The following is a 26,478-nucleotide window of genomic DNA, read 5'->3' on the forward strand; positions in this document are numbered from 1 at the left end:
CAATGCATTACATGCCTATGGTCCGATCCGAATCAACGGAATCTGATTGTTCCTTGTTAGGGAATGGCCACCAGTTGGCCCGGCCAAACATCTTCACCATCACTGGGACGAAGAATGGCAGGAACAGCAGAGAGTACAAGATCAGTCCGCTAAGGACTACTGTGGCAATCTGCATCATCGAGAGAACACCGGATGGATACATCGCAGCAAATGTACCGCTCAGAATGACCGCGGCAGATAGAATAACGGTTCCCATGTTCTTCATCGCGTATAACATCGCATCCTGTACCTTCATGCCTTTGTTCTCATTGAAACGGTCCATCAGGAAGATGCTATAATCCACACCTAATGCAATCAGCATGACAAATCCGAAGAACGGAGTAACCCAGCTGATGCCTGCGAATCCGAGGATATTAACAAAGATCACTTCTGTTAACGCCATCGATGTGAAATAAGCCAGTAATAAGGAAACGATCAGATACAGCGGCATAATGACCGAGCGAAGCAGCACGACCAGAATAATAAATGTACCCGCCAGCATCAACATTACAGTACGTGTATAGTCGTTATTCGAGATCTCCTGCAAATCTGCAAACGTACTCGTAACGCCACCTATGGCGATGTCTGCTTTTTCAAGCGTACTGCCTTGTACTGCGCGATGTACTGCCGCCTCAATGTCAGGAACACGATCAATGGCTTCTGTTCCGTATGGATTTTCGGCGAAAATAACATCAATCGTCATCGTTTTCCGATCTTCGGACAGATACGTATCAAATACCTGTGTGAAGTCTTTGCTGTTCAGTGCTTCATCAGGAACGTACCAACCTGCCAGATCGGAATCTGGTGAATTTTGCAATTGCGTCAGGTAGTCCTGCGCTGAATCCAGTCCCCCGGATACCTGTTTAATACCATCGACACTCTGGTTCAGTCCATCTGTCAGTTGTGTCAGCTGACCACTCAGATCCGAGAAGCCTTGCTGAATTTTCTTCTGACCACCCTGAAGCTGGCCAAGTCCATCCTGAATGGAAGGAATTTCACTAATCACTTTACCCTGACCATCCGCAGCCTGTTTGAGACCGGATTGCAACTGACCGATTCCCGTTACAATCTGGCCCAGGCCATCGGCAAGCGCCTTTTGTCCGGCTGCTGCGGAGGCAAACCCTTCATTGGCCTGATTAATTCCAGCAGCGGCTTCTCCCAGCTTAGTCTTAATCTGACCCAAACCTTGAGCAAGCTGCGCTGTACCAGAACCTGTTTCACCAATCGTACCTTTGATACGCTGGTAGTCAGCATCTTGCTGCAATTCAGGATAACGCTCTTCGAGTGCTGTGAAGGATTTAGAAAGACTGGTTAAAGCCGTTGAAACCCCGTTCAGCTGTTGCTCAAGTTCGCGGGTTCCATCCCCCAATGCAGCGACTCCTGCTCCCGCCTGACGATAGGCTTCAAGTAACTGATTGTTCGCTTGCGCAAGTTGATCTGCACTCTTTTTGGCTTGCTGAAGTCCGGCTTTCAGATCTCCCGCACCTGCAGAACCATCTCGAATCCCTTTTTCAATCTGCCCAAGTCCCTCGCTGAGTTGCGTGATACCCGATTGCAACTGGGAGGTTCCTTTGGTAAGTTCACCTGCTCCATCAGCAGCTTCTTTTAATTGTGGTTCATTTTTACTTAGCTGACTGCTGGCTTCACTCAGGCCATCACGGATTTTGTCCAGACCCGTCTTGCCTTCACCCAGTCCATCCGATAATGTTCCGACTTGCTGTGTAACTTCAAAATCTTTAATCTCATCACCGGTAGGTCGTGTCATACTGCGGACACCAGAGACTCCGGCTACTTTCTCTACTTCCCGGCTAATTTTCTCGGCAACGGCCATATACTTCGCATTATCCATCGCTTCATCATTCTGGATGACGATCTGACCCGGCAGGGATTCACCCGGACCAAAGCTGTCAGAGATAATGTTAAATGCTTTTACGGAATCATATTTCTCGCCAATCTCATCGAGACTGTTGAACGACAGTTTGCCATCGTAGGTTGCCAGAAGAGGTACACAGACAGCTGCAACGATGAGCAGCGCAGCCCATGGACGTTTTAGTGAAAAGCGACCAGCTGCACCATAGATCTTGCTCTCCGCATGTTCAAGTGAACCCTTCGACGGCCAGAAGAGTTTCTTGCCCAGTACCGCCATGAAGAATGGCACGATGGTAAACAGAGCGAGCATCATCACAGCGATACCTACAGCTACGGCAACCGCAGAGCGGTACAACATAAACTGGGCAAAGCCGATCGCAATGAATCCAACCAGCACGGCAAGTGCTGAGAAGAGTACCGTTTTACCAGCAGTACGATAGGTAGCAATGATGGCATCCCACGTATTCTCATGATGAGCCAGTTCTTCCTTGAACCGACTGATCAGCAGGATGCAGTAATCCGTACCAATCCCGAACATGACGGCAACCATAAAGATCTGTGTAAACGTGGATATGGGGAAGTCGACCCCGTCCACCAGGAATGCAACAATCTGTTGCGATACAATGTAACTGATCCCCACCGTTAGCAGCGGTACAAACGGAGCTACAAACGAACGGAAGACCAGGAACAGAATGAGTAAAATAAAGACAACTGTAATGTATTCCGATTTCTTAAGCCCCTCTTGTGAACTTTCAATGGTGTCTTCATCAATCAGACCTTTACCGGTTATGTAGTGCTCCACATTGACGGACTTCAATGCTTCGTTCAGGTCTTCCCGCATTTCCTTGACCGTACGATCTCCCTGATCAATGGATAGCGATGTTAGAATCGTTTTGCCGTCAGCTGAGATCATCTTCTCGGACAGTTCAGGCTGAGAGAAAGGTTCCAGAATGGACAGAATGCCCAGCTTCTCCTTGTCGGCCTCCAATTGCTTAACAGCCTTCTCTGCCTCTTGTTTCCCCGTGGTGCCCAGCCCATCGGGATTATAGAATACAAGGGCGATCTGGCTGCCTTGCTGTTCTCCTTTTTGTGCTGCAGCTTCATTCAGAATCGCAGCTGCCTGTGTGGAAGAATAGCCTTCCGGAACCGAAAACTGTCCCTTTTCTCGAATCAGTTCACTCATGTTAGGGGCGGTAAACATCAACACGGCAGCAACAACAACCCATAGCCCCATTAACCACCATCTTGCTTTTAGTATCGTTCTCATTCGTTCTCCCGTCCTCCTTCATGCGTTAGCAAAGCTGCAAGCTTCTCAAAAGATTCAATGAAAATCCGAACCTCTTCCGGTTTAAAATGAACCAGATACGGCTCCAGAATCTGCTGTATTTCCTGTTCTGTTTCCCTGTATACCTGTCGTCCGGTATCCGTCAGTGTCAGATATACAACGCGGCGGTCACGTTCATCTCCAGCACGATGGACCAGATCGCGATCCACCAGCTTGTTGACCAAAGCGGTAATGCTGCTCTTGCCTATGCACAGAAGCTCTGCCAGATCAGAGGGTGTGCAGGAAGGTTTCTCTTCAATCAGACGAAGTGCGCAGAACTGATCGGTCGTTATGGTCTGCCCCACTTGTTCGCGTATCCGCGTATCAAACCGCTTATTGACCAGAAAAGAAGCATCTAAATAGCGATTCACCAAACTTTTTGCATCCGGTGTATTCATTCTTCATTCTCCTTTCCCGAATATATATAGTTCACTTAACGAACTATTCTTCTGTGAAACTATTCTATAATGAAACAATCTCACAAAGCAATACTTTTTTCCTGCTTTTTTGATGAAAACGACTAAAAAACAGGACGTCCGACTCAGCTCATTGCCAAATCCAACATCCTGTAATGATTATAATCCATATATTTCTTAAAGTAATAAAATGCCTCTGTGCTACTCTTCGTCCGTATCTTCCTCTTTTTCGAGCACACAACGGAATCGCTCCACACCTGGGTATAATTCACCGAGACTATATACCACGAACCCCGTATTCCGATAAAACTCGACGGCTTCCAGCTCGGTCTCAGCAATCAGTCTATCAGGATTGTATGTTGCCAGCAGTTGTGAGATCATACCACGTCCATAATTTTTAAAACGGTTTTCAGGCAAAACCGAGATATGATGAATGGTAACCTCACTTGTTCCTGTCTTCTCATATCCAATCAGACCGATCAATTGTCCCTCATCTTCGTAACCGGCCATCTGCAGTTCGTCCTTCTCTACATATTGTTGCAACGCACGGTTCAAGTGATCCGGATCAGGAAAGACCGAGTAGGCCAACAGCTCCTGTACTTCCAGCTCCTGTATGCGTGATTTCAGATTAATTAACACCTTGATTCCTCCTATACCTTGCTTGTTTCCGTTATCGTATTGTAGTCGTTAGCCTCTAAAAGTTCAAGTCGTGTGCCGATTCAGCTCCGATTGAAGCACAGTTGAGATGTTATCCGGTACGTTGATCTGCGCCAAATGATAGGCATCCAGCAGTGCGCCCCCAATTGCCGGCAAGTTACTGGTTATGTATTGAATTTTTTTCCCTTCGCGCATATAGGTAGTATCCAGCCCTTTCTGAACAGCCTCCACCATATATGGTGAACTCAGACAACTTCCAGTCAGCGCCATGGACACTGTTGGTTGATCGAAACAGCATGCCAGCATGAGGATACCCACAACAGCCGTATCGGCAGCCGAATCACATACCCTAACCGCGAGGGGAATATTTCGGGCAGCTGCTTCGGTCACCAAAGGTGCCATTTGACCAAATTTCCGATTGGTAGCCTGTTTATTTTCAGCAAAACCAGACACTCCCAGCGCAGCAAGCTCCCGAATAGAGCTTACATTCCAATACGTTAAAACCTGTTCAATCCATTCCTGATCCTGTGACTCATAACGTCCTGCCAGTATGGAATGAACCGTGTCGTAAGCCAAGAAACGTGCTGCTGTCGGTGCATAATGACCGAACTGATCGTTGCGGAGCCAAACTCCCTGTTCCGTTCTGCCAAGGATCAGAGAGCCTGTACCTCCAATGGCGATAATACCGGGCTCACCATCAAAGGCCGCTGTATGTGCGATAAGCGTATCGTTTACCGCACTGATCCTGCCTGTAATCCCCGTACGAGCGAGTAATGCCTCCGCCCAAACTGTATCTCCAGGCTCATTCAAACCTGCCATCCCTGCCTGAATGGAGGCGATTTGACTCGGCTTGAGCCCAGCTTGAGTTATCGTTTCGGCGATACCTTCCAGCACATTTTGCTCAGCATTGGTATCGTGATAGCGGTTGCAACCATTCTTTTGCACATAGGATAAAATCTTCCCGTTCTGATCTGCGACAACCACACGCGTGTGGCTCCCTCCTCCATCCATCCCTATTACATATGTATTCATCCTTAACCATCTCCCTTCAGACCACACATTAAGAGTGCCGGGTCCATTGTCAGGTCCCGGCAGAGAGTTTATTGCTTTTGCACAGCGAAACGAAGCAGTTCACAACGAAATAGTGTCGGTTCATCATACTTTTCCTCTTCAATCGTCTGTGTAACATGTTCCTGAAGCAGAATATTCCAGCCTTTGTAGGCATCCTCCAACAAAGCGATCGCTTCAACTGTCGACAAGTTCAGTTCAATTAATGGTTCAATCTCCTTGCCTGTATTGATTTCTTTTTCCTCCACATTGGTACTCATCGTAATACAATGAATGCCCCCTGTACGAGTTCCCGCTTGTAATCGCTCTAGCGCTTCCACGAAGGCTTGCTTATTTGAGACATGTTCCAGACAAGAACAAGCAGCAATATAATCAAAATAGTTTGGCTTCACAGCATAATGTTCAACATCTGCTTTCACTGCCTGCACGATATGATCAACCTGATTTTCTTTCGCATACTTGCGAAGTCCGTCTACGGCCTCATCCAGCAAATCCACACCGATGACTTCACTGTTCGTTTGTGTAAGGCGCTGTGCAATCGGTATCGTATGCCTTCCCACTCCGCATCCCAGATCGAGGACACGCAATTCCTCCTTGTGAGCAAGTAGACGTTCCAGCATATCCATCACCATAGGCATGGGCCTCGACATCCAGGTACCAGAGGCGAATAATTCATTATTCTGATAGAAATTGGAATGATAACCTGCCTCTGCTTTTCGCGCAGCCTCAAATTGTTCGTTTCCCATCAAGATACCCCCATCGTTTAGTAAATGATTTGCATCTTCTACTTAATACCCAGATTGTCACAAAAAAATCAATTAAAAGCAGGCGACAGATTCTTTTTCATAAAGGATTCCAGTGCCGCCTCATATCCGGTGCGATCGATTTGAAACGCTGTGCCATGACCCGCACGGGGGACGGTCAGCAATTCCTTTTCGGTTGGGCAGGCTTCATACAACCTGTACACCATTTCCGTTGGTACAAACGTATCAGCCTCTCCGTGGATGAATAACACGGGAACGTTAACTTTGGTAAGCTGCTTGAGAGCCGAAGCCTCTCTAAAGGAATACCCTGCTTTCCACCGGGAGATTAGACTTGTGACAGGTATAAACGGAAATGCTGGAAGCTTGTATAATTGCTTCAACTGGAACGTCAGTTCTTCTTCCACGGATGTATACGCACAATCAGATACAATCGCTTTAACCTGAATCGGCAGAACTTCACCACCTGTCATCAGTACGGTTGCTCCTCCCATGGATATGCCGTGCAATATGATTTCCCCTTGTGTACCCACTTTTTCAAGCACCCAGTTGGTCCACTGGACATAATCCTTCCGATCTAACCAGCCAAAACCGATGATATCACCTTCACTCTGTCCATGACCTCGATCATCTGGCATGAGTACGTTATAACCGTGCTTTTCCGCATAATACCGGGCAAATCCAGCCATTTCTCTACCTCTACCCGAATAACCATGTGCCAGAATAACCGTCTGATCCGACCCTTTATTGGAACCGAGCCATGTACCATACAGTTTTAATCCATCATGTGATTGAAGAGATATCTCTTCTGTAGGCTGAGCATCCAACCACTTCAGGTCAGAAGCACTGCTAATGATTTCATTGTCCGGTTCAGGCATCAGATTTGGATTATCTACCAAAAACGTTTTTGGTGTACGGCGAATGGCGGTTTTGAAAAAATAAAGCCCTCCTGCCCACAGAAGAGCAAGAACGATCAGTACCAGTGCTGCAAGTACGTAGAATAACATGAACGAGCCCTACCCTCTTTCCTTATTAAGATATGTTCAATCTTTACTTACTCGTTGCAGTGATGCACATGCTGCTTGATAGGCGGGTAACAAAGCATCCAGCAAAGGTTCTGCTTTCCGTGATTGACCTTCCTTCGCGAACTGCTCTATCTGGGCAAACAAAGTTGATAAATAACGAATCCCTAGGCTCAAACTCCCTGATTTCAGATCATGGGCTACCTCGGTTGCAGCAACATGGTCGCCGGACACAATATGTCTGCGCAGCACCTCAATCTTGCCAGGTGTCTCGGTACGATACATGTCCAACAACATACCAAGGAGGGTACGATCGCCATCGGTGTTTAATTCCGCAATCTCATGTACGATGCTCATATTTAGTACCTCGGTCGGTTCGGAGGATTGCTGCCACTTCTCGATCATCTTACTCAGAATTTCCAGCGTGAAGGGTTTGCCAATAAAGTCATTCATCCCGGCTTCCATACACTTGTCTTTCTCTCCCTGCATGACATTACCTGTCATTGCAATAATTGGTGTGGTATGGCGCATTTCATCCATTTCTATCGAGCGGATTTTGCGTGTTGCCTCCAAACCGTCCATCACTGGCATCATATAGTCCATGAGAATCAAACTGTATTTTTTGCTGAGAAAAGCAGCTATTGCCTCTTCCCCATTCACTACAGCGTCCACTTGGGTTATTCCCAGTTTTTTGAGTTGCAGCATAACAAGCTGCCGGTTGATGACATTATCATCGGCCAGCAATACAGATACAGAAGGAGCTTCGTCATCCATATCCTGCCCCTGATGCTCTTGAGCGGAAGCAACAGACTGGTTAGCGGACTGGTTACCGTCTTTCTTACCAAGTGTAAGTTCGAACCAGAATGTTGATCCTTCACCCTCCTGACTGTCTACTCCAATCTGACCTTCCATCAGTGTAACGAGCGACCTGCAGATCGATAATCCAAGGCCCGTTCCACCATACTCACTTGAGCGACCTCGTTCAGTCTGCATGTAGGGTTGAAATAACTGGCTCTGATCTTCTTCCGAGATACCAATCCCCGTGTCTTCGACTTCAAGTCGGATCATTTGTGTAATCTCATCATCTTTCATAAGGGTGACTCGTATCCGCACCGTACCTTCTGATGTGAATTTGTTCGCATTCTGAATTAGATTGATCAGTATCTGTGTAATCCTCGTTGAATCCCCTTCAAGAAGAGTAGAGATTCTGGGGTCACAGTCTATCGATAACTGATTTCCGTTCTTTCTGACTTGGGGCTCGAGCAAACGAACAATATAGTTTATCGTCTCTTGAAGATCCACTTCTCCCAGTTCAAGTCGCATCTGCCCCGCCTCAAGTTTGGACAGATCCAGAAGATCCTGGATCAGCTTAAGCAGTAGTCTGGCAGCATCTTGTATAACAGAAACGGAATTCTCCTGTTCTTCAGACAAAGGAGACAGCTTAAGCATCTCAGCCATCCCCAAGATGCCATTTAATGGCGTACGAAAATCATGACTGATACCTGCAATAAACGTGCTTTTGGATTCACCTGCACTTACTGCTTGCTGACGTGCAGCTTCAAGGCTGTTATTGTTCTTAGCAAGCAAACGCTGGAGTGTGACCAGTTCATTATTCATATCCGAGAATTCCGCAAGCGTCCTTTCCTCTTGCTCCTTACTACGGATCATCTGATCGGATAACTGCTCAATCGTTCTGCGTAGCCTCTCTATCTCTCCGTTCTCATTAGACATTACATCATCCCTTTCTTAATCCCTAACCATATCAAGATGATTACATGTCGCTGGCTGAGCCAGTAATTGTTCTGCAACCGCAACTGCCTCATCGGCTCCCGGAGCATAACCGTCGGCTCCTATCGTTTTCCACAACTCATGATCAATATTAAAGGGATATCCCCCAACCATAATCTTCATATGTGCCGTTGCCGTGATATGAATGACTGGGTCGCTGCCGTACAAAAGTGTTCTTGCCCCACACTGATACGATGGCATTGCCACAATCGTCCAATTTCATATTGGGTGGGCGGCTTCTTTCCGTTTATTCTCAAGCAAGCACTGCAAGTACGATTGCGCGGCATCTCCATATGGCATGGATTCGTTGATGTAACCCGCGTCAAACTCAATCTTCATTCGTGACTAATCCAGAATGAGATCGTTGTTAGCTAACTTGCAATCGGGATAGGTTCTTCTACTTGATCCAATCCATCCATTCCGCTCTTAATCGTTCTGTTCCATTATACATGAACTTTCGATGATCATGTTTTACACACGATGAATGTATAGAACAATCTTCCTATATTATGGAGGGCCTTGCAAGTCAGTCAGCCAGTATATGCCTGTACTTTTCGAGCTCCACAAAAAAACTGACCTGCGTTATGAACGCAAGTCAGTTTTCCCTTCTGCCGCCAGTCCCAGCTTCTTCAACATCTTAATCGCATCCACTTTCTCGGAAGGATCAAGTCCTTCCAAAGCATCAATGATGACCTGATGGTGTTGAGGAAATATCTGTGTGAACAATTCTCTTCCTTCCTCGGTTAACTCAGCGTAAATGACACGCCGATCTTCCTTGGATGGTCGACGAAACAGCAGATTTTTATTTTGCAACTTATCTACAACATACGTAATGTTACCACTGGACATTAACACCTTTTCACCAATCTTTTGCAATGCCTGCGGTCCCTTATGATATAACAAATCAAGCACACCAAATTCTGTCGTATTCAGTCCGTGACTCTGGATATCCCGATTGGAACGTGAGGTCACAGAATTGTAGGCCCGAACAAGAACCACGAATAATTGTAAAGACAGTTCCCGGTTGTCCTCCGTGTTCAGCATTTCAATAATCCTCCATCAGTTGTTTGCATTTCGGCTCGTATGAGGGGCCAGCTTCTGCTCCCACTCCTCACGGAGCATCCCCATACGAATTGAATCATAGTACTGCCCGCGAACGATACGACATTTCCGCATTCGCCCTTCCACCTGTAATCCGGCTTTCACAGCCGCACGCATCATTCGTTCATTACCAGACCAAGTAGTCAATCCAACCCGAACCAAAGGCAGCTGTTCGAACAGATGACTTGACCACATGACAAGTGAGCGTGTGCCAACCCCGCGTCCCCACTGGACAGATCTGTATATTACAATCCCCATTTCCAGCCACATGGATAACTCATCTTCTATGTAATAGCTGATTGTACCCACAATTTGTCTGTCGGATTCAATAATACGGATTGATACCGGTTTGGTATCACCAGGATCAACGTTCATACGTTTGAGCATACCTTGTTCGAAACTTTGATAACTTTCGTGTTTAAGTGGGTAATAGGGTGCATCCCATTGCTTCCATTCAGGTACGTCATCACTGTAGATCAATTCGTAGAGTTCTTTCAGATCCTGTTTCTCCACACACCTGAGTACAAGTTCACCATCAACGATTGGCAGTTCTTTCATACGATGAAAATCACCCTCTTCCATATTAAGAACGATGAAGCTCTTCGATACTTCCGTCCGCATTGGCAAGAATGACTGTACTAGCCATATCCACAAATAGTCCGTTATCAACAACACCTGGTAACATGTTCAATTGAACATTAAGGTCCGCAGCGTGATCAATCGCCTCCAAGTGGCAATCCGCTATCAGGTTTCCGTTGTCTGTCAGATAACGTTGCTGTCCATCCATCCGCCACTGTGGTTGACACCCCAATTGTTCGAGCGCCTGGAAGGTCCACTCAGAAGCAAATGGAACCACCTCAACTGGAAGCGGGAATTTCCCCAACTTTTGCACGGCTTTGCTGCCATCCGCTACAATAATCAATTTGTCACTATTGGCTGCCACAATTTTCTCACGCAAAAGAGCCCCTCCCCCCCCTTTAATCAGGTTAAACTCGGGATCAACTTCATCAGCGCCATCAATGGTCAGATCCAGACGTCCAATCTGGTCAAATGGGACGATGGGAATCCCCCATTCACGGGCAAGCTTGTCCGAAGCCTCTGAAGTGGCAACCGCTTGAATGTTCAATCCATCACGTACCCGCTCACCGATTCGGCAGATGGCATAATAAGCTGTTGAACCTGTACCCAATCCAACCTTCATTCCATCTTCAACATATTCTGCCGCACGCTCTGCTGCTATCTGTTTAAGATTCATCTATAAACCCCCGCTGCTCATAATTTGAGAAATGCATATGTAGTTATTATAGATAAAACCGCTTCCGATGTATATCCGTGCCTTCTGTTGCATCTTTGCCATCATATTTTTGTTTTGTTGAAGGATGTATTTTTACCCACCATGTTATAGAATACAGAATGAAGCTAAAAAATGGGAAATTTTAAAATAAACAGTTCTAAATACCTATAATACATCTGATATGTCCATAAATACGTAAAATATTAAAAAAAATTTAACGATACTATTCAATTTAACGACATTTTATACGACATATTAATTATAGATGTGTTTTAATAATTAGACACCTATGGTTCATACGGTACATAAGTCTCTACGAAAGCGACTGATAAACCAAGACCATGGTCGCATAAATTTCCTTTGGAGGGGATCACGGAATGATCTAGTTCACTGTACCAAAGCAAACCTAAAGTTTCTTAATTTAAAGAAGATCAGGAGTGAAATTTAGTGAAATCATTAAGTTGGAAAAGCATGTCGTTTTTCTCCAAAAATTTGTTACTCTCATTTACCAATATCATTATCATCGGGGTAGCACTTATCGCAAGCAGTTACTATTTCCAAAAAACAATTCTTGTTGATCAACTGCACGGACAGGTGGAACAAATCACCAAAAAGTGGGCTGAAGATATCAATCCTGCCGAGGTACAAGCTGCAATTGCGGAAGGTAGCTATGATGGAGCAACACAAACAAAATTACGAGCGTATTTCGATGAAATGCAAGAATATTATCCTAACATTGCACAAGCATACATCTTCGGTGTTGAGCTCGGTGGCGATAACAAGAGATTAACTTCCCTTGTAGCGATGCCGACCAACCTAAGAGAGGCTTTTCAAAGTGAGAACGTAAATATTGGTGACATGTATGAGCAGCCGGTCGTTGTAGCCAATGCACTGAAAGAAATGCTTAATACGGATCGCCCAACATTCACAACATTCTATTCCGATGATTTCGGAACATGGACAACCATTGCATATCCAATCAAAGACAGCAACGGTAAGATTTTCTCCTATTTTGCCATTGATGCAGATGCATCAGCCGTACCCGCGGGACTAAACTCCTTGCTCAAAAACGGAATTATCATCCTTGTGGCCTTCTTGCTGTTATTCCTGATTATCCAATACCTTGTAGTTAAAAACACACTTTCCCCTATCCGTCACTTGATCAAAGGAATTGATGACGTCAGTCGGGGTAATTTGAATGTCAACATTCCGACAGGCAAAGACGATCTGGGACTCGTTAACGAGAAGTTTAACACCATGGTTCGCAAAATCAACGATACTATCGTTAAAGTGCAAATCACGTCACAAGAAGTAAATCAGTCTGCCAAAGAGTTATATGAAGTTTCCGAGCGCAACAGTGAGAATGCAGATTCTATCAATAATAATGTGACTCAAATCACTTCCAACATTCGTTCACAGGAACAGGCAACCCGGGATAGTGCACGTGCCATGTCCGAGATGGCTACCGTAATCCAGACGATTGCCAGCAGCTCGGCAAGTGTAGCGGATGAAGCCTATGAGATGGAACGTCGTTCGCAACAAGGTAACAGCGTTGTCCGTCAGGTATCTGAACAGATGAATCTGATTACGGAATCGGTTAAGAATACCGCTTCTGCCATTGAGGTTCTGGAGAGTCGTTCACAGGAAATCGGCGATATTCTCAATATCATCTCGGGAATCTCCAGCCAGACTAACTTGCTTGCTCTTAATGCATCCATTGAAGCAGCTCGTGTTGGTGAAGAAGGAAGAGGATTTGCAGTTGTTGCAGGTGAAGTACGCAAACTTGCTGAGCAGTCTGAACAAGCAACCAGCCAGGTTGGTGTATTGATCCAAGAGATTCAAGCTGGAATTAAACAAGCTGTACGTGCTATGGAACAAGGCACGTCAGAAGTAGATACAGGGCTCAGCGTAGCCGATCAAACAGGACAACTGTTCGAAGATATTTTAGAAGCAGCGAAAAAAGTATCTAATCAGATTCAGGAAGTATCAAGCGCAACGGAAGAAATCTCTGCGGGTACGGAGGAAATGACCGCTACAGCAGATGACTTGTCTTCAAGCGTAAGTAAGACAGCAAACAGCAGTGAACAAATTTCCTCATCTGTTGATGAGCAAAAAGCATCTTTGATTACACTGGTAGACTCCTCCACACGCCTTAACAGCATGTCTGAGGAACTCCAGGAACTGATCTCTCATTTCAATGTAAGCAAACAATAATTCGAATCCACAAACATTCGGTTTGAATCAAGGAGGAATAACTGAAGTGATTGAAAACCAACCATCTTCTTCCCATTCCATGGAATCTAGCTTGCCAGTTCTGCAGATTCCACTGGATTTTGGGCGACGTCAACAATCATTCTCTTATCAGTCTGCTCAAATCACATTACATGCTTCTCTGAGCCGTGAACTTAAACAGAAGTATGGAGAACAGATGGTGTACCCGGTACTCCTCTCAGCTTATGCAGCCTTGTTATTCCGATTGTCAGCTGAACAGGAACTTGCCATAGGTATACTTTCCCCCGATCAGGCAGCTTCCTATCTTTCATTACAGATTCAGGGGAAATTGACCTTCAGCCAACTATGTCATCAGGTTTCAGAGCAGCTCAAGATTGAATACACGTTGCAAAACGGTGGATACCCTGAAACGTTTTTTATGCTGAATAGTGTACAGTTGCCTCAAGCTCCTCAAATATTAAATTGGAACGTTCGAGATGATCAGAACATGCTCATCCTCGATCTGTTCTATGATAGTTCACTGTTGAAAGAATCTACCGTGCTGAGATATGCAGAATATTATCAGACTCTTCTACTCGCCCATGTGCGTGACGGTGAGAAAGCAATCGGTACGGTGGATATTCTTTCCGCCTCAGATCGATTGCTTTACCGTGAAATGAATGATACTTCTGTTCTCCAACCAGAGAATCAGACGGTTCATGGCTGGTTCGAAGCAACGGCCGCGGCATATCCGGATTCACCGGCGATAACATCGCCATCCAAAAGTTATACGTACAGGGAATTGAATGAACGAGCTAATCAGGTTGCACGTGTTCTGTTATCCAATGGATTGCAGAAAGGTGAATTCGTCAGTATCTTTATGGATCGAAGTCTGGAGACGATCATCTCCCTACTTGGTATTCTGAAGGCAGGTGGTGCATATGTTCCGATCGACCCTGAGCATCCACAAGAACGTAACAGTTATATCGTGGAAGATACGGCGTCCTCATTCGTGCTGACAACGGAGGCTTCTTATGCCCAAGCTTCCAGCTTGTTCTCCAGTATAGCTACGGTCCGTCAGATTCTCGCTGTAGATGGTCGTTTAGCCGGATTTGCAGCAAGTAACCCCAATCTGGATATTCAGCCCGATGATCTTGCGTATATTATCTACACGTCAGGGTCGACCGGTAAACCCAAAGGTGCACTGATTGCCCACCGGGGTGTAACCAATCTTGGCAGTGTGGTTCAGCGTGATTGTGACATTCAACCAGGTGATGTATTAACCCAGTTTGCTACATACAGCTTCGATGCATCCGTGTGGGATACCATTGGCGCCTTGTTCTATGGAGCAGAATTATATCTGTTGTCTGCGGAAGAACGTGTATCCGTTGAAGAATTCGCAAGTGCAATTGAACGGACAGGAACAACCATTATTACGATACTGCCTACGATTTTCTTCAATCAGCTTGCTTCCTACTTATCCGATGAAGGTTTTCACAAGCTGGCCAAAGTCAGAATCATTACTGTAGCCGGAGAAGCGCTCTATGGTGAACAGGTTCGCGCCTTCCAGCGCAAATTTGGAAACCAGATTGATATTGTTAATGTGTACGGTCCTACCGAATGTACAGTAGCCACAGCCACTCACCGCATCAGTGAGCAGGTTCCAGAACATGTGGTGAACATCCCTATCGGTAAACCGATTCATAACTACAAAGTATACATTGTGAATGAAGAACAACAGCTCTGTCCGGCAGGTGTACCTGGTGAGGTATATATTGCTACCCCTGCATTGGCCAAAGGTTATCTGAATCAGCCAGAACGTACAGAGCAAGCATTCATTGAGAACCCGTTTGCGATAGGTGAGAAAATCTACAAGTCTGGCGATATTGCCAAATTGCTGGATACCGGGTTGCTGGAATATGTTGGTCGTAGTGACTCTCAGCTAAAAATTCGTGGTCACCGGATTGAGATCGGGGAGATTGAAGATCACTTTGCACGGCTTGATCAGATCCAGAACGTTGCCGTCATTCCGAAGAAAGAATCCGATGGACAAAATATGCTGGTTGGTTACTTTACATCGAAAGATGGCAGTACCCTCTCTGTTTCGGACATCAAGGCAGAACTGACAGAGAAACTTCCTTCTTATTTTGTACCGAAGTGGATCTGTCAACTGGATGAAATGCCGATTGCACCAACTGGAAAAATCAATCGCAAAGCGATGGTATCCCTGTCTCATGTGGAACGACATGAAGATCGCCCTGACCGGGTCATGCCTGAGACGGAGACGGAATCCAATATCCTGGACGCATGGAAAGAAATCCTTCAGCATGATGACTTCGGTGTCGAAGACAGTTTCTTCAATATCGGTGGTGATTCACTCCGGGTCATTCATGTACTGGTCATTCTGAAGCCACATTATCCGCAACTGAACATTGCCGACTTCTTTGCCGAAAAAACAGTCCGCGCTCTCGCTCGTCGTGTGGAAGTATTGTCTCTCAGTGCTGCAGAAGTTACGGATTCAGTGGTGACCGAAGGCATGATTACACAATTATCCGAACACCCTGTGGAGCTAACATCACAGTTGGGGTATCCGCTCATTCGTGAACCTGAGCATGTGTTGCTGACTGGAGCAACTGGTTATCTGGGCTCTCATGTGCTGCAACAGTTAATTCTGAATTCCAGTACACGAATCTACACCCTTGTTCGTCGACCATCCAATGGAATAACTGCAATGGAACGTTTGACTAACGTGCTGGAAGGCTATTTCGGCAAACAACTGACTGACCAACTCGTAGCTCGCGTGGAGATTATTGAAGGGGATCTCGAACAACCTAATCTCGGTCTGTCCGCTGAACAAACGGCTTATGTTCAGGAACGAATTGACCGTGTCATCCACTGCGCTGCAGACGTACGTCATTTCGGAGATGCCGATCAGTTCGCCAAAACGAACGTGGAAGGAACGGTCGCATTGCTAGACTTGATACGCAGCAAACCTGGGGCATCCTTCCACCATGTATCCACGATGGGTATTCCGGAAGATCTCGCACTCAGCGGACAATGGGAATCCTCCCTGCAATATGATCGGTTCCCGGCTGACTTGCATGTGGACAACCTGTATTCGGACAGCAAGCTTGAAGCCGAGAAAGTGCTCATGATTGCCGCCGAGCAAGGTGTGCCTGTCAGCATCTATCGTGCAGGTAATCTCACTTGCCACTCCGAAACTGGACGCTTCCAGTCCAATATTGATAGCAACGCCTTTTATCGTATGATCAAAGCAATGTTATTGCTCGGCAAGGCTCCTGCGGCTGACTGGATGGTTGATTTTACACCGATAAACTATGCAAGTGAAGCTATCGTTCATCTGGCCTTACGTCAGGATACCGCCGGTCGTGTATTCCACATCTGTAATCCGGAGCCCATCCGTTATGACGAGCTGATCCGTTCTGTGAATCGGGCTGGTTACGAAGTCGAAACGCTACCTTTTGCGGATTACACACGTTGGTTATTCGATGCCAGTATCAGCAAGGAGCCTGAAGCTCTTCAGTTGGCTATTGCGCAGCTTGAAGGCGACGGTGCGAAGGATTCAGCATATGTCTATGCTTGCCCTGTCACAACGGCTTATGTGGAACCTGCCGGAATCTCATGTGCAAAAACAGATGATCGCTTCATCTCCGCCATGTTAGACTACGCCGTTCAGATTGGGTATTTCCCGACTACAATTCGGCCACATTATGACACTTCTACAGCAATGGAATAAAGTTCTTTATTTTCAACACTTCGTACATTAGCAATAATCATAAATAACACAAAGAAGCCACCTTCTCGTCAGTAAATGACGATGAAAGTGGCTTCTTTGTGTTTGGCTTCATTCCGGATCATTCTTTTAGACCCATCGGATAATTGCAATGATGGCAAGATGCGCTGGATAGAAATAGCGCCAGACCCAACGTGGCCCCTTTATACGGAATCCCGCTTGGTAATACTGAGCAATAGCAATGCCGGCGGTTGCCAGCACACTATACATTTGCACAGAGCTGTTATGCAGCAGAAGATATAGTGCATTTAACACGACATGTGCCACGACAAGTACAGGACCCTGGAAATAACGGAATAACAGGACCAATAACAACCCGTACATCCCGTAATCCATTTGGCTAATTTCCATGAACCACCCTGCTCCAATTACAATCGGAATCCCCAGTAGGCGGGATGGCAATTTATCGATAACGAATAATACCAACAGGGCTGACCACAATGTCCATACCACGTTCAGAGAATAATGATTAAACGCAGCCATGAACGGCACCTGTGATATGATCGCGATCCAGAACAGCCGCCATATGTATTTTTGTACGTCTCGTGTATGTTTATAACCAATATACACTGCAAAAGCATAAATTGGAAAAGCGATACGACCGATGATCCTGAGTTCTATAATATGTGGAAAAAAGACAGCCCCTATATGATCAATTAACATCGTGATCATGGCAATCCACTGCATCATGTTGCGACTCCCCTCCCTTGTTGCCGACGACACGAGTGTGCCATTCATTCATATAGTGAGTCTTTTTGAGCAAACTCTTATACATTAAGTTCATAATACATGAATTTGGTATCCTGTGCATATCCTTCGGATTCATATAAAGCTTGCGCTTGCGTGTTACTTAACTCAGTTGAGAGTGATATACGAAGAACTCCTCGCTCAGATGCCAATTGCTTGGCTGCTTGCAGCAGCTTCCTGGCAATGCCTTGCTGACGATAATCCGGATGCACATATAGATCATTAAGCACCCAGACGGGCCCCATCGATACCGAACTGAAACTGGGATATAGCTGAACGAATCCAGTACAAATTATGCCATTTGAGAGTGGCCTTTCTGCTACCAAAATCACCGATTCATGGCGTTCCATTCGTTCTCTAATATACTGATGTGCTGCCTCAATGTCAGCATTTTGGTTGTAGAACATCCTGTACTCATTGAACAAACGTCCCACTTCGTTACTATCAGGAAGATCCGCTTGTCTGATTCGGTGCTGCATTTCACTCAACTCCTCTGGGATGGAGAGCATCGTCTCCTCCTTTGTATTTCTTTCAATTGTAAAACAGTCCTTTCCTTTTCCCCATTCATCATCTGCATCAAAGTTTGTAGTATCTTGGGCATTGAGCTGACTATTCGTTCATACACGCTTCCAGTTTGGAATCTCGCTATCAAGTCCATGCCAATTCTGTACGTTTTGTTATACTGCCTTGTTATTGGCAAAAATAAAAAGGCGACCAAAGCATCCCCTGCTCCGTCGCCGTAAATATTCAGTTCGATTCAGCATTCTGTTGTTGCTGACCAGGATCAGCATCGGGGAAAATGACGCCTTTCTTCAAAATCAGATTGGCATATTGGGCGCGCTCACCAGTTGCAACAATCACATAGGCATCCGAAGCGCGTTTATAAAAATCAAATCGCTCTTCATGATCAAAAGCATCCGTGATGCCTTCATATTCTTCAATCAACCGGCGGTAGTCTTCCCATATGATCGGGATCACCTGGTCCCCTTTCACAACCTGCATGACAGCAGCGGGACGCTCAGCATAGGTATCCAGTGGATATAATTGCAGGATGGCATCCAGCAGTTCAACGACTCCCAGTGCATCACAGCGTACCAGTCGCTTGGCATGACTGGCTGCGGGGAAATTGCCATCCGCCAGAACCAACTCGTCTCCATGACCCATTTCGGACATAATTTTGAGTAACTCTGGAGGTATTATTGCGGGTATATTCTTTAGCATACACAGCTCTCCTTGTTCATCTCCAACATCAGTTAGAGCAAATTGGTTTTCTCCATTCTTCAAGCACGCTAGACATCGATTCTATAAAAACGGTTTCATCACTATTCTAACAGTATTTTTAGATCATTGCACAGTGTACACGTACGTTCGATATGAGAATATTTCATTTTGACAAAAATACTTGTTTGACATATAGTTGTTATAACAACTAATTAATCGGGACATTTTATTATGGAAGCGAGGTCTAGCAATCACATGGACTATACACTGGAACAATCTGTTGGATTCATGCTGGGTTTCACACATCGTAAAGCTGTAGCTTTACTTGCAACGCGATTCAAACCTTATGATATTACGACAGAGCAATTTTCTGTTCTCTTTAATGTTGACCGCGGTGAAGGTGTTAATCAGAAGGAACTCGCTGCACGTGTCTTCAAAGACCAACCCACCACTGCGCGGATTATTGATCTGCTTGAGAAAAAAGGCTGGGTAGAACGCCGGACCAGCGAACAGGATCGCAGGGCCTATCTGTTATATCTCACCACGGAAGGCAAAGCGTTAATTGATATCCTCGTTCCGATCGAAAGAGAAATGAATAAAGAACTTGCTGAAGGTATATCCGAAGACCAGATGGAAGCATTTAAACATACTCTTTCCCTCATTAACCGCAACTTGTAATGAATCACAACTCAGGGGGAATTCGTCATCATGAAAGAACAATCTACACAAGTTAGACTATGGACCACCGATTTCATTCTGCTAATGCTGTGCAACTTTTTGTTATTTTTGCAGCTGCACATGATCGTTTCTCCACTTCCGTCCTACGTTCAGGAGCGATTTCACGCCAATGCGTTTGAAGTAAGTTTATTCACCTGTCTGTTTGCACTAAGTGCCATAGCAGCCCGTCTCTATTCCGCGAAAGCACTGGAGAAGGGTCTTCGTAACGCCATGATCTATATAGGCCTGTCCGTAGCCCTGCTGGCAACGCTCGGCTATTATTTTGCTGCGGGCATAGCCGTGCTCTTGTTGCTGAGAATGTTGTTTGGTATCGGGTTTGGTATGAGCAGTACCGCTTTTCCAACGATGGCCTCGGACATTGTGCCCGTCAAACGAATGGGTGAAGGTATGGGTTACTTTGGTCTATCAACTAGCCTGGCTATGTCTATGGGTCCAATCATTGGGGTTACTCTGCTCCAGGGTGCAGGTTTTGTAACCCTGATGTTATGCACTGCGGGTGTGCTCGCTGTGATCTATCCACTGAGTTATTCGCTGACACGCAAAAAAGCAGTCAGAACCGATAACAGTACAACCATCATGCCACAAGCCACAACAAGTGCTTCAGGGTCCAACCCGAAACAGAAGACACCTTTCAACCGCAAGCTGATTCTGCCCAGTGTGCTGAATTGCCTATTATCCATCACTTATGGTGGACTTGTTGGATTCATCGTTTTGTATGGCAAGGAAGCCAATCTGGCCAATCCTGCGCTGTTCTTTTTGTTCAATGCACTCGCCGTGTTATTGGTTAGACCATTTGCAGGACGAATCTATGACAATAAAGGTCCAAAAGCACTGCTCATTCCAGGAGCTATATTTATTGCTGCCGGCCTCATTCTGCTCTCATATGCAACCTCCATGTCCGTCCTGTTCATTGCTGCCTTTATCTACGGGATCGGCTATGGTTCCATGCAGTCGTCTCTGCAGACCTGGATGATTCAAGTTGTATCTCCTACTCAACGGGGTATGGCTAATGGTATGTTTTTGAACTCGCTGGATCTGGGTATTGCGACCGGTGCCCTTCTTCTTGGCGCCATTGCGGCCATAACCAGTTATACCGATATGTATCGATATTCCGTGATGTTTATGATTCTGTTCTTGCTTATATATCTGATTCAGGGTAAACGAAGCGGCAGCTTCTCCATTGAACCTCACGCTCTGCTCGCTCATACTCATATCACTGCAACGGACTCAGAATCAGATCAAGATCAATCCAAAAATTCACAATCTGGAGCCGGCAACACCGAAACTAGCCAGTCGAATAAGAGCAAACACGAATGATTGGTTAAAGTCATTCTGAACATAAAAACGCGTTTACACCGAGAAAGCAAATTCATCCGCTTTCTTAGGCGTAAACGCGTTTTTTATTCGAACAGATCTGAATGTTAAACAAACTTAAGACTGCTTGAAAATGAACGTAACATACAGCACCGTTTATCTAAAATGGACTTTTCTTGCGACCTATGGGAGCATACCCTCTACTCGTCTCGATCACATCCATAGATGTTTCATCCTGTTTCCGCTCGCTTCCTGAAGTAGGTTGGTCCCCCTTATCGGGCTTGACTGCGAATAATGTGAGCAATCCGCCCACTGCGCCAGACGCAGCAAGCACACCAAAAAGCAGGAAATGATGAGAACCAATCAGCAAAGAGACGACAGGTGGACCAAGAGATACCCCAATGAATCGCATGCTGCTGAATAGAGCCGTGATTGTGCCCCGCTGTTTCTTGTCCACGCCTTCTGTAATTAAGGCATCCAGACAGGGTAACGTTGCACCTATTCCGGCACTTCCCAATGTGAAAAGACCTACTACAACATAGATATTATCGAATAAACCTATAACGCCAAGAGATATCGTCAGAAGCGCAAGTCCTGTGAAGCCAAGCCATTTCATTCGCGTTTTGTTCTTCCCAATCCACTTCCCTGCCAGGAATGAAGACAGACATAACGCTGCCAGCGGAATCGCAAGGACAAGTCCTTTAAGAACACCTTTCAAGGCAAATTCGCTCTCCAGCGTCTCGGATAGATAATATAACACACCAAAAATGACAAACATGCAAATACCACCGATTGCAAACAACGCATACAACCAGCGTCCCTTTTCTTTCAATACGTCACGAATCGATGCCACAAATTCAGGAAAGGTGGGGGGCTTTTCTTTTTTCCGAGGAGTCTTCACCAGGAAAATAACAAGGACCAGCGAAAGCACACAAAGTATAGGAATAGCCATGAATGGAGCATACCACAACCAGACGGCCAGCGCTGCACCCAGAATCGGACTTATAACTTTACCAAACGTATTCGAGGTCTCAATGATTCCCAGACTTTTGCTTACTTCGTTCTCATCATTGAACATGTCCCCAACCAATGGGATAACAATGGGAAATGCGCCGGCAGCACCTATTCCCTGCAATAACCTGCCACCCAGAATGGTCCAGTAGGCTATGTTTCCGTTCAGCATCCATGCTGCCACACCAGCGACAGCACCTCCGACGGCTGCAATGACAAGGCTAGGAATGATAACTGCTTTTCTGCCAAAACGATCCGACAAGTACCCTGCAAGAGGAATAAGCAGGATGGCAACTACAGCGTAGACTGTAATGAGCATACTGACCTTGAATGCAGATACCTTCAACTCACGTTCAATCTGTGGCAGGATCGGTATAAGCATGGAGTTACCCAAGGTCATAATTAAAGGGATGGAAGCAAGTGCGACGAGGTCCCACTTTTTATCGTTCATACCACAACCACCTTTACAGATTCTACACACAACAGCATTATTGTGCTTGTTTCGGAGGTTGATTATTCAGGACATGTTGGATGTTACCACTTGTTCACACAAAGAAGCTGCCTGCACAAATATGTGCAAGACAGCTCATTCACCTTATTAGGCGCCTACGAATTAGTTATATCCAAGTTGCTTCCATTGCTCCAGTAAATCCAGCGTGCGCTGGCGATACTTCTGACCATCTTCAGGTTGATTGACCTGATGTTCATGAACGTAGGCATTAAAATACGAAGACAGTATTCCGTACGCAAGCCTGCGTGTCTGTCCTTCAGCAGACGAGTCCAGAGGACGATCATATCCTTCATGAAAAGCCGCTGATTCTGTCGACAATATGGCTTCAAACTCCCTGTCGGCAAACATGGAACGATCTCCGTCAATGATGGCCGCAATGTTCAGCTCACCATTTACCTGATGAACAAGTACATTTGCTTCCCACAGGTCATTATGAACGAGTACCGGACGGGTCACTTGATCAAATAAGTCTTTATTTTTCATGAATATAGCTGCGATCTCTTCTCCCACACCTGACATATAATCGGCTCGTGCCGCTTTAAGTGCTGTTTCTTCTGCGAAAGAGTGCAGCACCTCGGACCATTGATCCGAGCCTTTAATCGTCCCATCTCCCTGCGGCCAGCCAAACGATGTACCCTCGATCTGATGCATGATGGCGGTATAGACGCCAAGCTGATGATACAATCGCTCTTTGTCTATGTCTGAAATTGATGCGTGATCCAGCTGCTTACTTGGGATAAACTCCATAAACATGTACGTTCTTGGGATGATTGATCCGCTGTCATCACAGGCGATAATGTTTGGAGCAGGAATGCCTGCCTTACGGTAATATTCATATACAATCGGTTCAGCCGCCATCATGGTGCGTTCGAACGAAAAAAGGGAATCACTCGCAGAACCAGTCGCCATCTCTCCCCGTTCTGGAGCCAAACGTAAAATCACATCCGTATAGGATGTATGTTCAAGTTGAATCCGATAGGTTGTATTAAAAAGTCCACCTTGCAGGAGACCAAACTCCTTTACTTTGGTATCGCTTCCAAAATTAATTTCTACCAGATGATGCAGCATCTCAGCTGATATCGAGCAGTGCAAACCGGAATTCATTGTACTCATTTCATTCAATCTCCTATCATCGTAGACAAACAGACGGCACCTTTCGGCACCGTCCTTTTCTTTTACTATATCATTTTACAGTTGGATTGTAAGCGAGGTTGCGCCTGTTGCTGCCGTAACAACAACACCATTTGCACCAGACAATTGGGAACCACCTTCAACGCTGGATACACTCTCAATGCCGCGAAGCACGATGTTCCAAGGTTTGCCTGCACCTTCAGCACGAACATCCAGCACTGATCCATTACGTGTAACGTTAACTGTCAGCTCCTGTTCAGCAGCTTGGTTCACAACTACAGCTTGAGTCGTTTGACCATCAGCCAGTTCGAACAAGTGCAAGGACACATCATTTGCAAAGTCATAATCCGGTTTGCTATCTACAGCACCCACAGCGATCAGACTGTTTGGCTTAATCATCATTGGCAGTGTTTTGAAGTCATGGTTTTCACTGATCCAGCGTCCACCTTGTACTTTCGCTCCTGTCAGATAGTTCGTCCAAGTTCCTTCAGGCAGGTAATAACGCACATCTCCCTCCTTGTTGAAGATTGGAGCCACCAGGATCGAGTCACCAAACATGTATTGCGTATCAAGGCTGTATGTTGTTGGGTCCTCTGGGAAGTCCAGCAGCATAGCGCGCATCATCGGAATACCTTTTACCGTCGACTCTACCGCAGAATTGTACAGGTACGGCATCAGGCTGATTTTGAGTTTGGTAAAGTCACGAACAACGTCCACGGATTCCTCGTCAAACAGCCAGGGCACACGATACGAAGTGCTTCCGTGCAGGCGACTGTGTGAAGATAAAAGTCCGAATTGTACCCAGCGTTTGTATACGTCAGGGCTAGCTGTGCTTTCAAAACCACTGATATCATGGCTCCAGAATCCGAAACCGGAAAGTCCGAGCGAGAGGCCACCGCGAAGCGATTCAGCCATGGATTCATACGTGGAAGAGCAGTCACCGCCCCAGTGAACCGGGAACTGTTGACCACCTGCTGTTGCAGAGCGTGCAAACAGGGCAGCTTCGTTTTTGCCAATTTTCTCTTCGAGCAATTCAAATACAGCTTTGTTATAGAGCTGTGTATAATAGTTGTGCATTTTAACGGGATCAGAACCATCGAAGTACACAACATCGGTCGGAATTCTTTCACCGAAGTCGGTCTTGAAGGAATCTACACCTTGATCCAGTAGGACTTCGAGCTTACTCTTATACCAATTCACAGCATCCGGATTCGTGAAGTCAACCAGAGCCATACCTGCTTGCCACATATCCCATTGCCATACACTGCCATCCGCTGTTTTGACCAGATAACCGTTCTCCATACCTTCATCGAACAAGTAGGATTTTTCTGCAATATATGGATTGATCCAAGCACAGATTTTAAGACCCTTTTCTTTCAGACGTGCAAGCATGCCTTTCGGATCCGGGAACATCGCTTCATCCCATACAAAATCAGACCATTGGTATTCCTTCATCCAGAAGCAGTCAAAATGGAATACAGACAGCGGAAGATCACGTTCAGCCATGCCATCTACGAAATGGTTAACCGTTGCTTCATCATAATCCGTTGTGAATGAAGTTGTCAGCCACAGACCAAAAGTCCATGCCGGTGGAAGCGCCGGTTTACCTGTTAATTTCGTATAATTATCAAGTACATCCTTAGGATTGTCACCGCCGATAATGAAGTACTCCAACGTCTCGCCTTCTACGCTGAACTGCACTTTAGATACATTCTCGGATGCAATCTCATACGATACGCGTTCAGGATGGTTTACAAATACGCCATATCCTTTATTGGACAGGTAGAACGGAATATTCTTATATGACTGCTCACTGCTTGTACCGCCGTCCTCATTCCAGGTATCGACGATTTGACCATTCTTAACAAACGGCGTGAAGCGCTCACCGAGTCCGTAAACATATTCACCAATACCGAGATCAAGCTGCTCGCGGAAGTACGCTTCCTTGCTTGGACCTGTAATATAACCAGCCGCTCTTTGACCACTACCTGTAATACGTTTTCCTCCATATAGGAAGCTAACGTCCCAACCGTTTGTTTTGTCGATTTGAACTTCCAGGTTGCCGCTTTTCAAAACTGCGCCTTGTTCATTTTTTGAGATCTCAACGTTCGCATCTTGCTTGTTAAGCTCAAATACAGGCCCTTTTTTCACTCCGCCTTTATGATGATTCAAGGTTACACGAATAACGTTAGGCATAGGTGAGCTGTATGTTGCTTTAAGCAATGTACCGTTCAACGTGTCGCCTTTGCTGCGAATATATTTAGTTGCCGCGTATACGGTCAAAGAATTATCTTTTTGCACAATATCACGAATGTCAGTCGGGTTTTGAATGTGGTACCCTTCACGAGTCATCCAGAATCCATCAGTAAATTTCATGTTTTCTTTCCCCCTTTAGTTATACTATAATAATATTGATATTAATAATGAATTTCTTCTCTTAT

At 45.7% G+C, this 26,478-nt stretch carries 21 protein-coding genes; 4 read left to right on the top strand and 17 right to left on the bottom strand.

Going from position 1 to position 26,478, the window contains the following annotated elements; translation table 11 throughout:
• Positions 1 to 7 precede the first annotated feature (7 nt).
• The 11 genes from D829_RS0112645 to rpiA all read right to left on the bottom strand — a co-directional run bounded on the left by D829_RS0112645 (position 8) and on the right by rpiA (position 11,300).
• Positions 8 to 3,175 carry an MMPL family transporter gene (locus D829_RS0112645; protein ID WP_017689265.1) on the bottom strand — a complete coding sequence of 1,056 codons (3,168 nt, stop codon included), beginning with the start codon at positions 3,173 to 3,175 and terminating at the stop codon, positions 8 to 10.
• Positions 3,172 to 3,630, bottom strand: coding sequence for a MarR family transcriptional regulator (locus D829_RS0112650; RefSeq protein ID WP_017689266.1), 459 nt, complete (start codon positions 3,628 to 3,630; stop codon positions 3,172 to 3,174). Before D829_RS0112650 ends, D829_RS0112645 begins: the two co-directional genes overlap by 4 nt.
• Before the next feature lie 219 nt (positions 3,631 to 3,849).
• A complete protein-coding gene (locus D829_RS0112655) occupies positions 3,850 to 4,287 on the bottom strand; it encodes a GNAT family N-acetyltransferase (RefSeq protein ID WP_017689267.1) in 438 nt (145 codons plus the stop codon).
• 63 nt (positions 4,288 to 4,350) lie between these two features.
• The gene (locus D829_RS30950; protein ID WP_017689268.1) at positions 4,351 to 5,337 is read right to left on the bottom strand and encodes a BadF/BadG/BcrA/BcrD ATPase family protein; all 987 of its coding nucleotides are present in this window, start codon (positions 5,335 to 5,337) and stop codon (positions 4,351 to 4,353) included.
• Between the two features lie 68 nt (positions 5,338 to 5,405).
• Positions 5,406 to 6,119: a class I SAM-dependent methyltransferase gene (locus tag D829_RS0112665; RefSeq protein WP_017689269.1), complete on the bottom strand. Its 714-nt coding sequence runs from the start codon at positions 6,117 to 6,119 to the stop codon at positions 5,406 to 5,408.
• A gap of 68 nt (positions 6,120 to 6,187) precedes the next feature.
• A complete protein-coding gene (locus D829_RS0112670) occupies positions 6,188 to 7,141 on the bottom strand; it encodes an alpha/beta hydrolase (protein ID WP_017689270.1) in 954 nt (317 codons plus the stop codon).
• 36 nt (positions 7,142 to 7,177) lie between these two features.
• Positions 7,178 to 8,887: an ATP-binding protein gene (locus D829_RS0112675; protein WP_017689271.1), complete on the bottom strand. Its 1,710-nt coding sequence runs from the start codon at positions 8,885 to 8,887 to the stop codon at positions 7,178 to 7,180.
• Between the two features lie 15 nt (positions 8,888 to 8,902).
• Positions 8,903 to 9,145 (bottom strand): hypothetical protein, encoded by a 243-nt coding sequence (locus D829_RS0112680; RefSeq protein WP_152417023.1) that lies wholly within the window; start codon positions 9,143 to 9,145, stop codon positions 8,903 to 8,905.
• 381 nt (positions 9,146 to 9,526) lie between these two features.
• Positions 9,527 to 9,988: a MarR family transcriptional regulator gene (locus D829_RS0112685; protein WP_017689273.1), complete on the bottom strand. Its 462-nt coding sequence runs from the start codon at positions 9,986 to 9,988 to the stop codon at positions 9,527 to 9,529.
• A 15-nt stretch (positions 9,989 to 10,003) separates the two neighbouring features.
• Positions 10,004 to 10,603, bottom strand: a complete 600-nt coding sequence (locus D829_RS0112690; protein ID WP_051153954.1) for a GNAT family protein — start codon at positions 10,601 to 10,603, stop codon at positions 10,004 to 10,006.
• A gap of 25 nt (positions 10,604 to 10,628) precedes the next feature.
• Positions 10,629 to 11,300 carry a ribose-5-phosphate isomerase RpiA gene (gene rpiA, locus D829_RS0112695; protein WP_017689275.1) on the bottom strand — a complete coding sequence of 224 codons (672 nt, stop codon included), beginning with the start codon at positions 11,298 to 11,300 and terminating at the stop codon, positions 10,629 to 10,631.
• Between the two features lie 510 nt (positions 11,301 to 11,810).
• Between rpiA and D829_RS0112700 the strand changes: the two genes are divergently transcribed.
• Together D829_RS0112700 and D829_RS30955 are read left to right on the top strand one after the other, a co-directional pair.
• Positions 11,811 to 13,553 carry a methyl-accepting chemotaxis protein gene (locus tag D829_RS0112700; RefSeq protein ID WP_036660925.1) on the top strand — a complete coding sequence of 581 codons (1,743 nt, stop codon included), beginning with the start codon at positions 11,811 to 11,813 and terminating at the stop codon, positions 13,551 to 13,553.
• A gap of 46 nt (positions 13,554 to 13,599) precedes the next feature.
• Complete coding sequence (locus D829_RS30955; protein WP_017689277.1) at positions 13,600 to 17,307, top strand: non-ribosomal peptide synthetase; 3,708 nt, start codon at positions 13,600 to 13,602, stop codon at positions 17,305 to 17,307.
• A gap of 126 nt (positions 17,308 to 17,433) precedes the next feature.
• Here the strand turns inward: D829_RS30955 and D829_RS0112710 are convergent, their stop codons facing one another.
• From D829_RS0112710 to D829_RS0112720, 3 genes are all read right to left on the bottom strand, one after another.
• Positions 17,434 to 18,054 carry a TraX family protein gene (locus D829_RS0112710; protein ID WP_017689278.1) on the bottom strand — a complete coding sequence of 207 codons (621 nt, stop codon included), beginning with the start codon at positions 18,052 to 18,054 and terminating at the stop codon, positions 17,434 to 17,436.
• Between the two features lie 77 nt (positions 18,055 to 18,131).
• A complete protein-coding gene (locus D829_RS0112715) occupies positions 18,132 to 18,620 on the bottom strand; it encodes a GNAT family N-acetyltransferase (RefSeq protein WP_017689279.1) in 489 nt (162 codons plus the stop codon).
• A 238-nt stretch (positions 18,621 to 18,858) separates the two neighbouring features.
• Positions 18,859 to 19,332 (bottom strand): RbsD/FucU domain-containing protein, encoded by a 474-nt coding sequence (locus D829_RS0112720; RefSeq protein ID WP_017689280.1) that lies wholly within the window; start codon positions 19,330 to 19,332, stop codon positions 18,859 to 18,861.
• A 231-nt stretch (positions 19,333 to 19,563) separates the two neighbouring features.
• Here D829_RS0112720 and D829_RS0112725 point away from each other — a divergent pair, with 231 nt between their 5' ends.
• Together D829_RS0112725 and D829_RS0112730 are read left to right on the top strand one after the other, a co-directional pair.
• A complete protein-coding gene (locus tag D829_RS0112725; protein WP_235200756.1) occupies positions 19,564 to 20,010 on the top strand; it encodes a MarR family transcriptional regulator in 447 nt (148 codons plus the stop codon).
• Between the two features lie 30 nt (positions 20,011 to 20,040).
• A complete protein-coding gene (locus tag D829_RS0112730) occupies positions 20,041 to 21,387 on the top strand; it encodes an MFS transporter (RefSeq protein WP_017689282.1) in 1,347 nt (448 codons plus the stop codon).
• A gap of 157 nt (positions 21,388 to 21,544) precedes the next feature.
• Here the strand turns inward: D829_RS0112730 and D829_RS0112735 are convergent, their stop codons facing one another.
• The 3 genes from D829_RS0112735 to yicI all read right to left on the bottom strand — a co-directional run bounded on the left by D829_RS0112735 (position 21,545) and on the right by yicI (position 26,413).
• Entirely contained in the window at positions 21,545 to 22,846 is a 1,302-nt protein-coding gene (locus tag D829_RS0112735; RefSeq protein ID WP_017689283.1) for an MFS transporter, read from the bottom strand.
• Between the two features lie 162 nt (positions 22,847 to 23,008).
• Complete coding sequence (locus tag D829_RS0112740; RefSeq protein WP_017689284.1) at positions 23,009 to 24,019, bottom strand: aminoglycoside phosphotransferase family protein; 1,011 nt, start codon at positions 24,017 to 24,019, stop codon at positions 23,009 to 23,011.
• A 75-nt stretch (positions 24,020 to 24,094) separates the two neighbouring features.
• Positions 24,095 to 26,413: an alpha-xylosidase gene (yicI, locus tag D829_RS0112745; RefSeq protein ID WP_017689285.1), complete on the bottom strand. Its 2,319-nt coding sequence runs from the start codon at positions 26,411 to 26,413 to the stop codon at positions 24,095 to 24,097.
• Positions 26,414 to 26,478: the final 65 nt, after the last annotated feature.

The sequence above is a fragment of the Paenibacillus sp. PAMC 26794 genome, assembly GCF_000316035.1.
Lineage (GTDB): Bacteria > Bacillota > Bacilli > Paenibacillales > Paenibacillaceae > Paenibacillus.

Coding starts and splice junctions, on each gene's coding strand:
- D829_RS0112650 (WP_017689266.1), bottom strand. CDS start 3,630: ATGAATACACCGGATGCAAAAAGTTTGGTGAATCGCTATTTAGATGCT.
- D829_RS0112720 (WP_017689280.1), bottom strand. CDS start 19,332: ATGCTAAAGAATATACCCGCAATAATACCTCCAGAGTTACTCAAAATT.
- D829_RS0112710 (WP_017689278.1), bottom strand. CDS start 18,054: ATGATGCAGTGGATTGCCATGATCACGATGTTAATTGATCATATAGGG.
- D829_RS0112670 (WP_017689270.1), bottom strand. CDS start 7,141: ATGTTATTCTACGTACTTGCAGCACTGGTACTGATCGTTCTTGCTCTT.
- D829_RS0112685 (WP_017689273.1), bottom strand. CDS start 9,988: ATGCTGAACACGGAGGACAACCGGGAACTGTCTTTACAATTATTCGTG.
- D829_RS0112665 (WP_017689269.1), bottom strand. CDS start 6,119: ATGGGAAACGAACAATTTGAGGCTGCGCGAAAAGCAGAGGCAGGTTAT.
- D829_RS0112700 (WP_036660925.1), top strand. CDS start 11,811: ATGTCGTTTTTCTCCAAAAATTTGTTACTCTCATTTACCAATATCATT.
- D829_RS0112645 (WP_017689265.1), bottom strand. CDS start 3,175: ATGAGAACGATACTAAAAGCAAGATGGTGGTTAATGGGGCTATGGGTT.
- D829_RS0112740 (WP_017689284.1), bottom strand. CDS start 24,019: ATGAGTACAATGAATTCCGGTTTGCACTGCTCGATATCAGCTGAGATG.
- D829_RS0112675 (WP_017689271.1), bottom strand. CDS start 8,887: ATGTCTAATGAGAACGGAGAGATAGAGAGGCTACGCAGAACGATTGAG.
- D829_RS30950 (WP_017689268.1), bottom strand. CDS start 5,337: ATGAATACATATGTAATAGGGATGGATGGAGGAGGGAGCCACACGCGT.
- D829_RS0112715 (WP_017689279.1), bottom strand. CDS start 18,620: ATGCTCTCCATCCCAGAGGAGTTGAGTGAAATGCAGCACCGAATCAGA.
- D829_RS0112725 (WP_235200756.1), top strand. CDS start 19,564: ATGGAAGCGAGGTCTAGCAATCACATGGACTATACACTGGAACAATCT.
- D829_RS0112735 (WP_017689283.1), bottom strand. CDS start 22,846: ATGAACGATAAAAAGTGGGACCTCGTCGCACTTGCTTCCATCCCTTTA.
- D829_RS0112690 (WP_051153954.1), bottom strand. CDS start 10,603: ATGAAAGAACTGCCAATCGTTGATGGTGAACTTGTACTCAGGTGTGTG.
- yicI (WP_017689285.1), bottom strand. CDS start 26,413: ATGAAATTTACTGATGGATTCTGGATGACTCGTGAAGGGTACCACATT.
- D829_RS0112680 (WP_152417023.1), bottom strand. CDS start 9,145: ATGCCATCGTATCAGTGTGGGGCAAGAACACTTTTGTACGGCAGCGAC.
- D829_RS0112730 (WP_017689282.1), top strand. CDS start 20,041: ATGAAAGAACAATCTACACAAGTTAGACTATGGACCACCGATTTCATT.
- rpiA (WP_017689275.1), bottom strand. CDS start 11,300: ATGAATCTTAAACAGATAGCAGCAGAGCGTGCGGCAGAATATGTTGAA.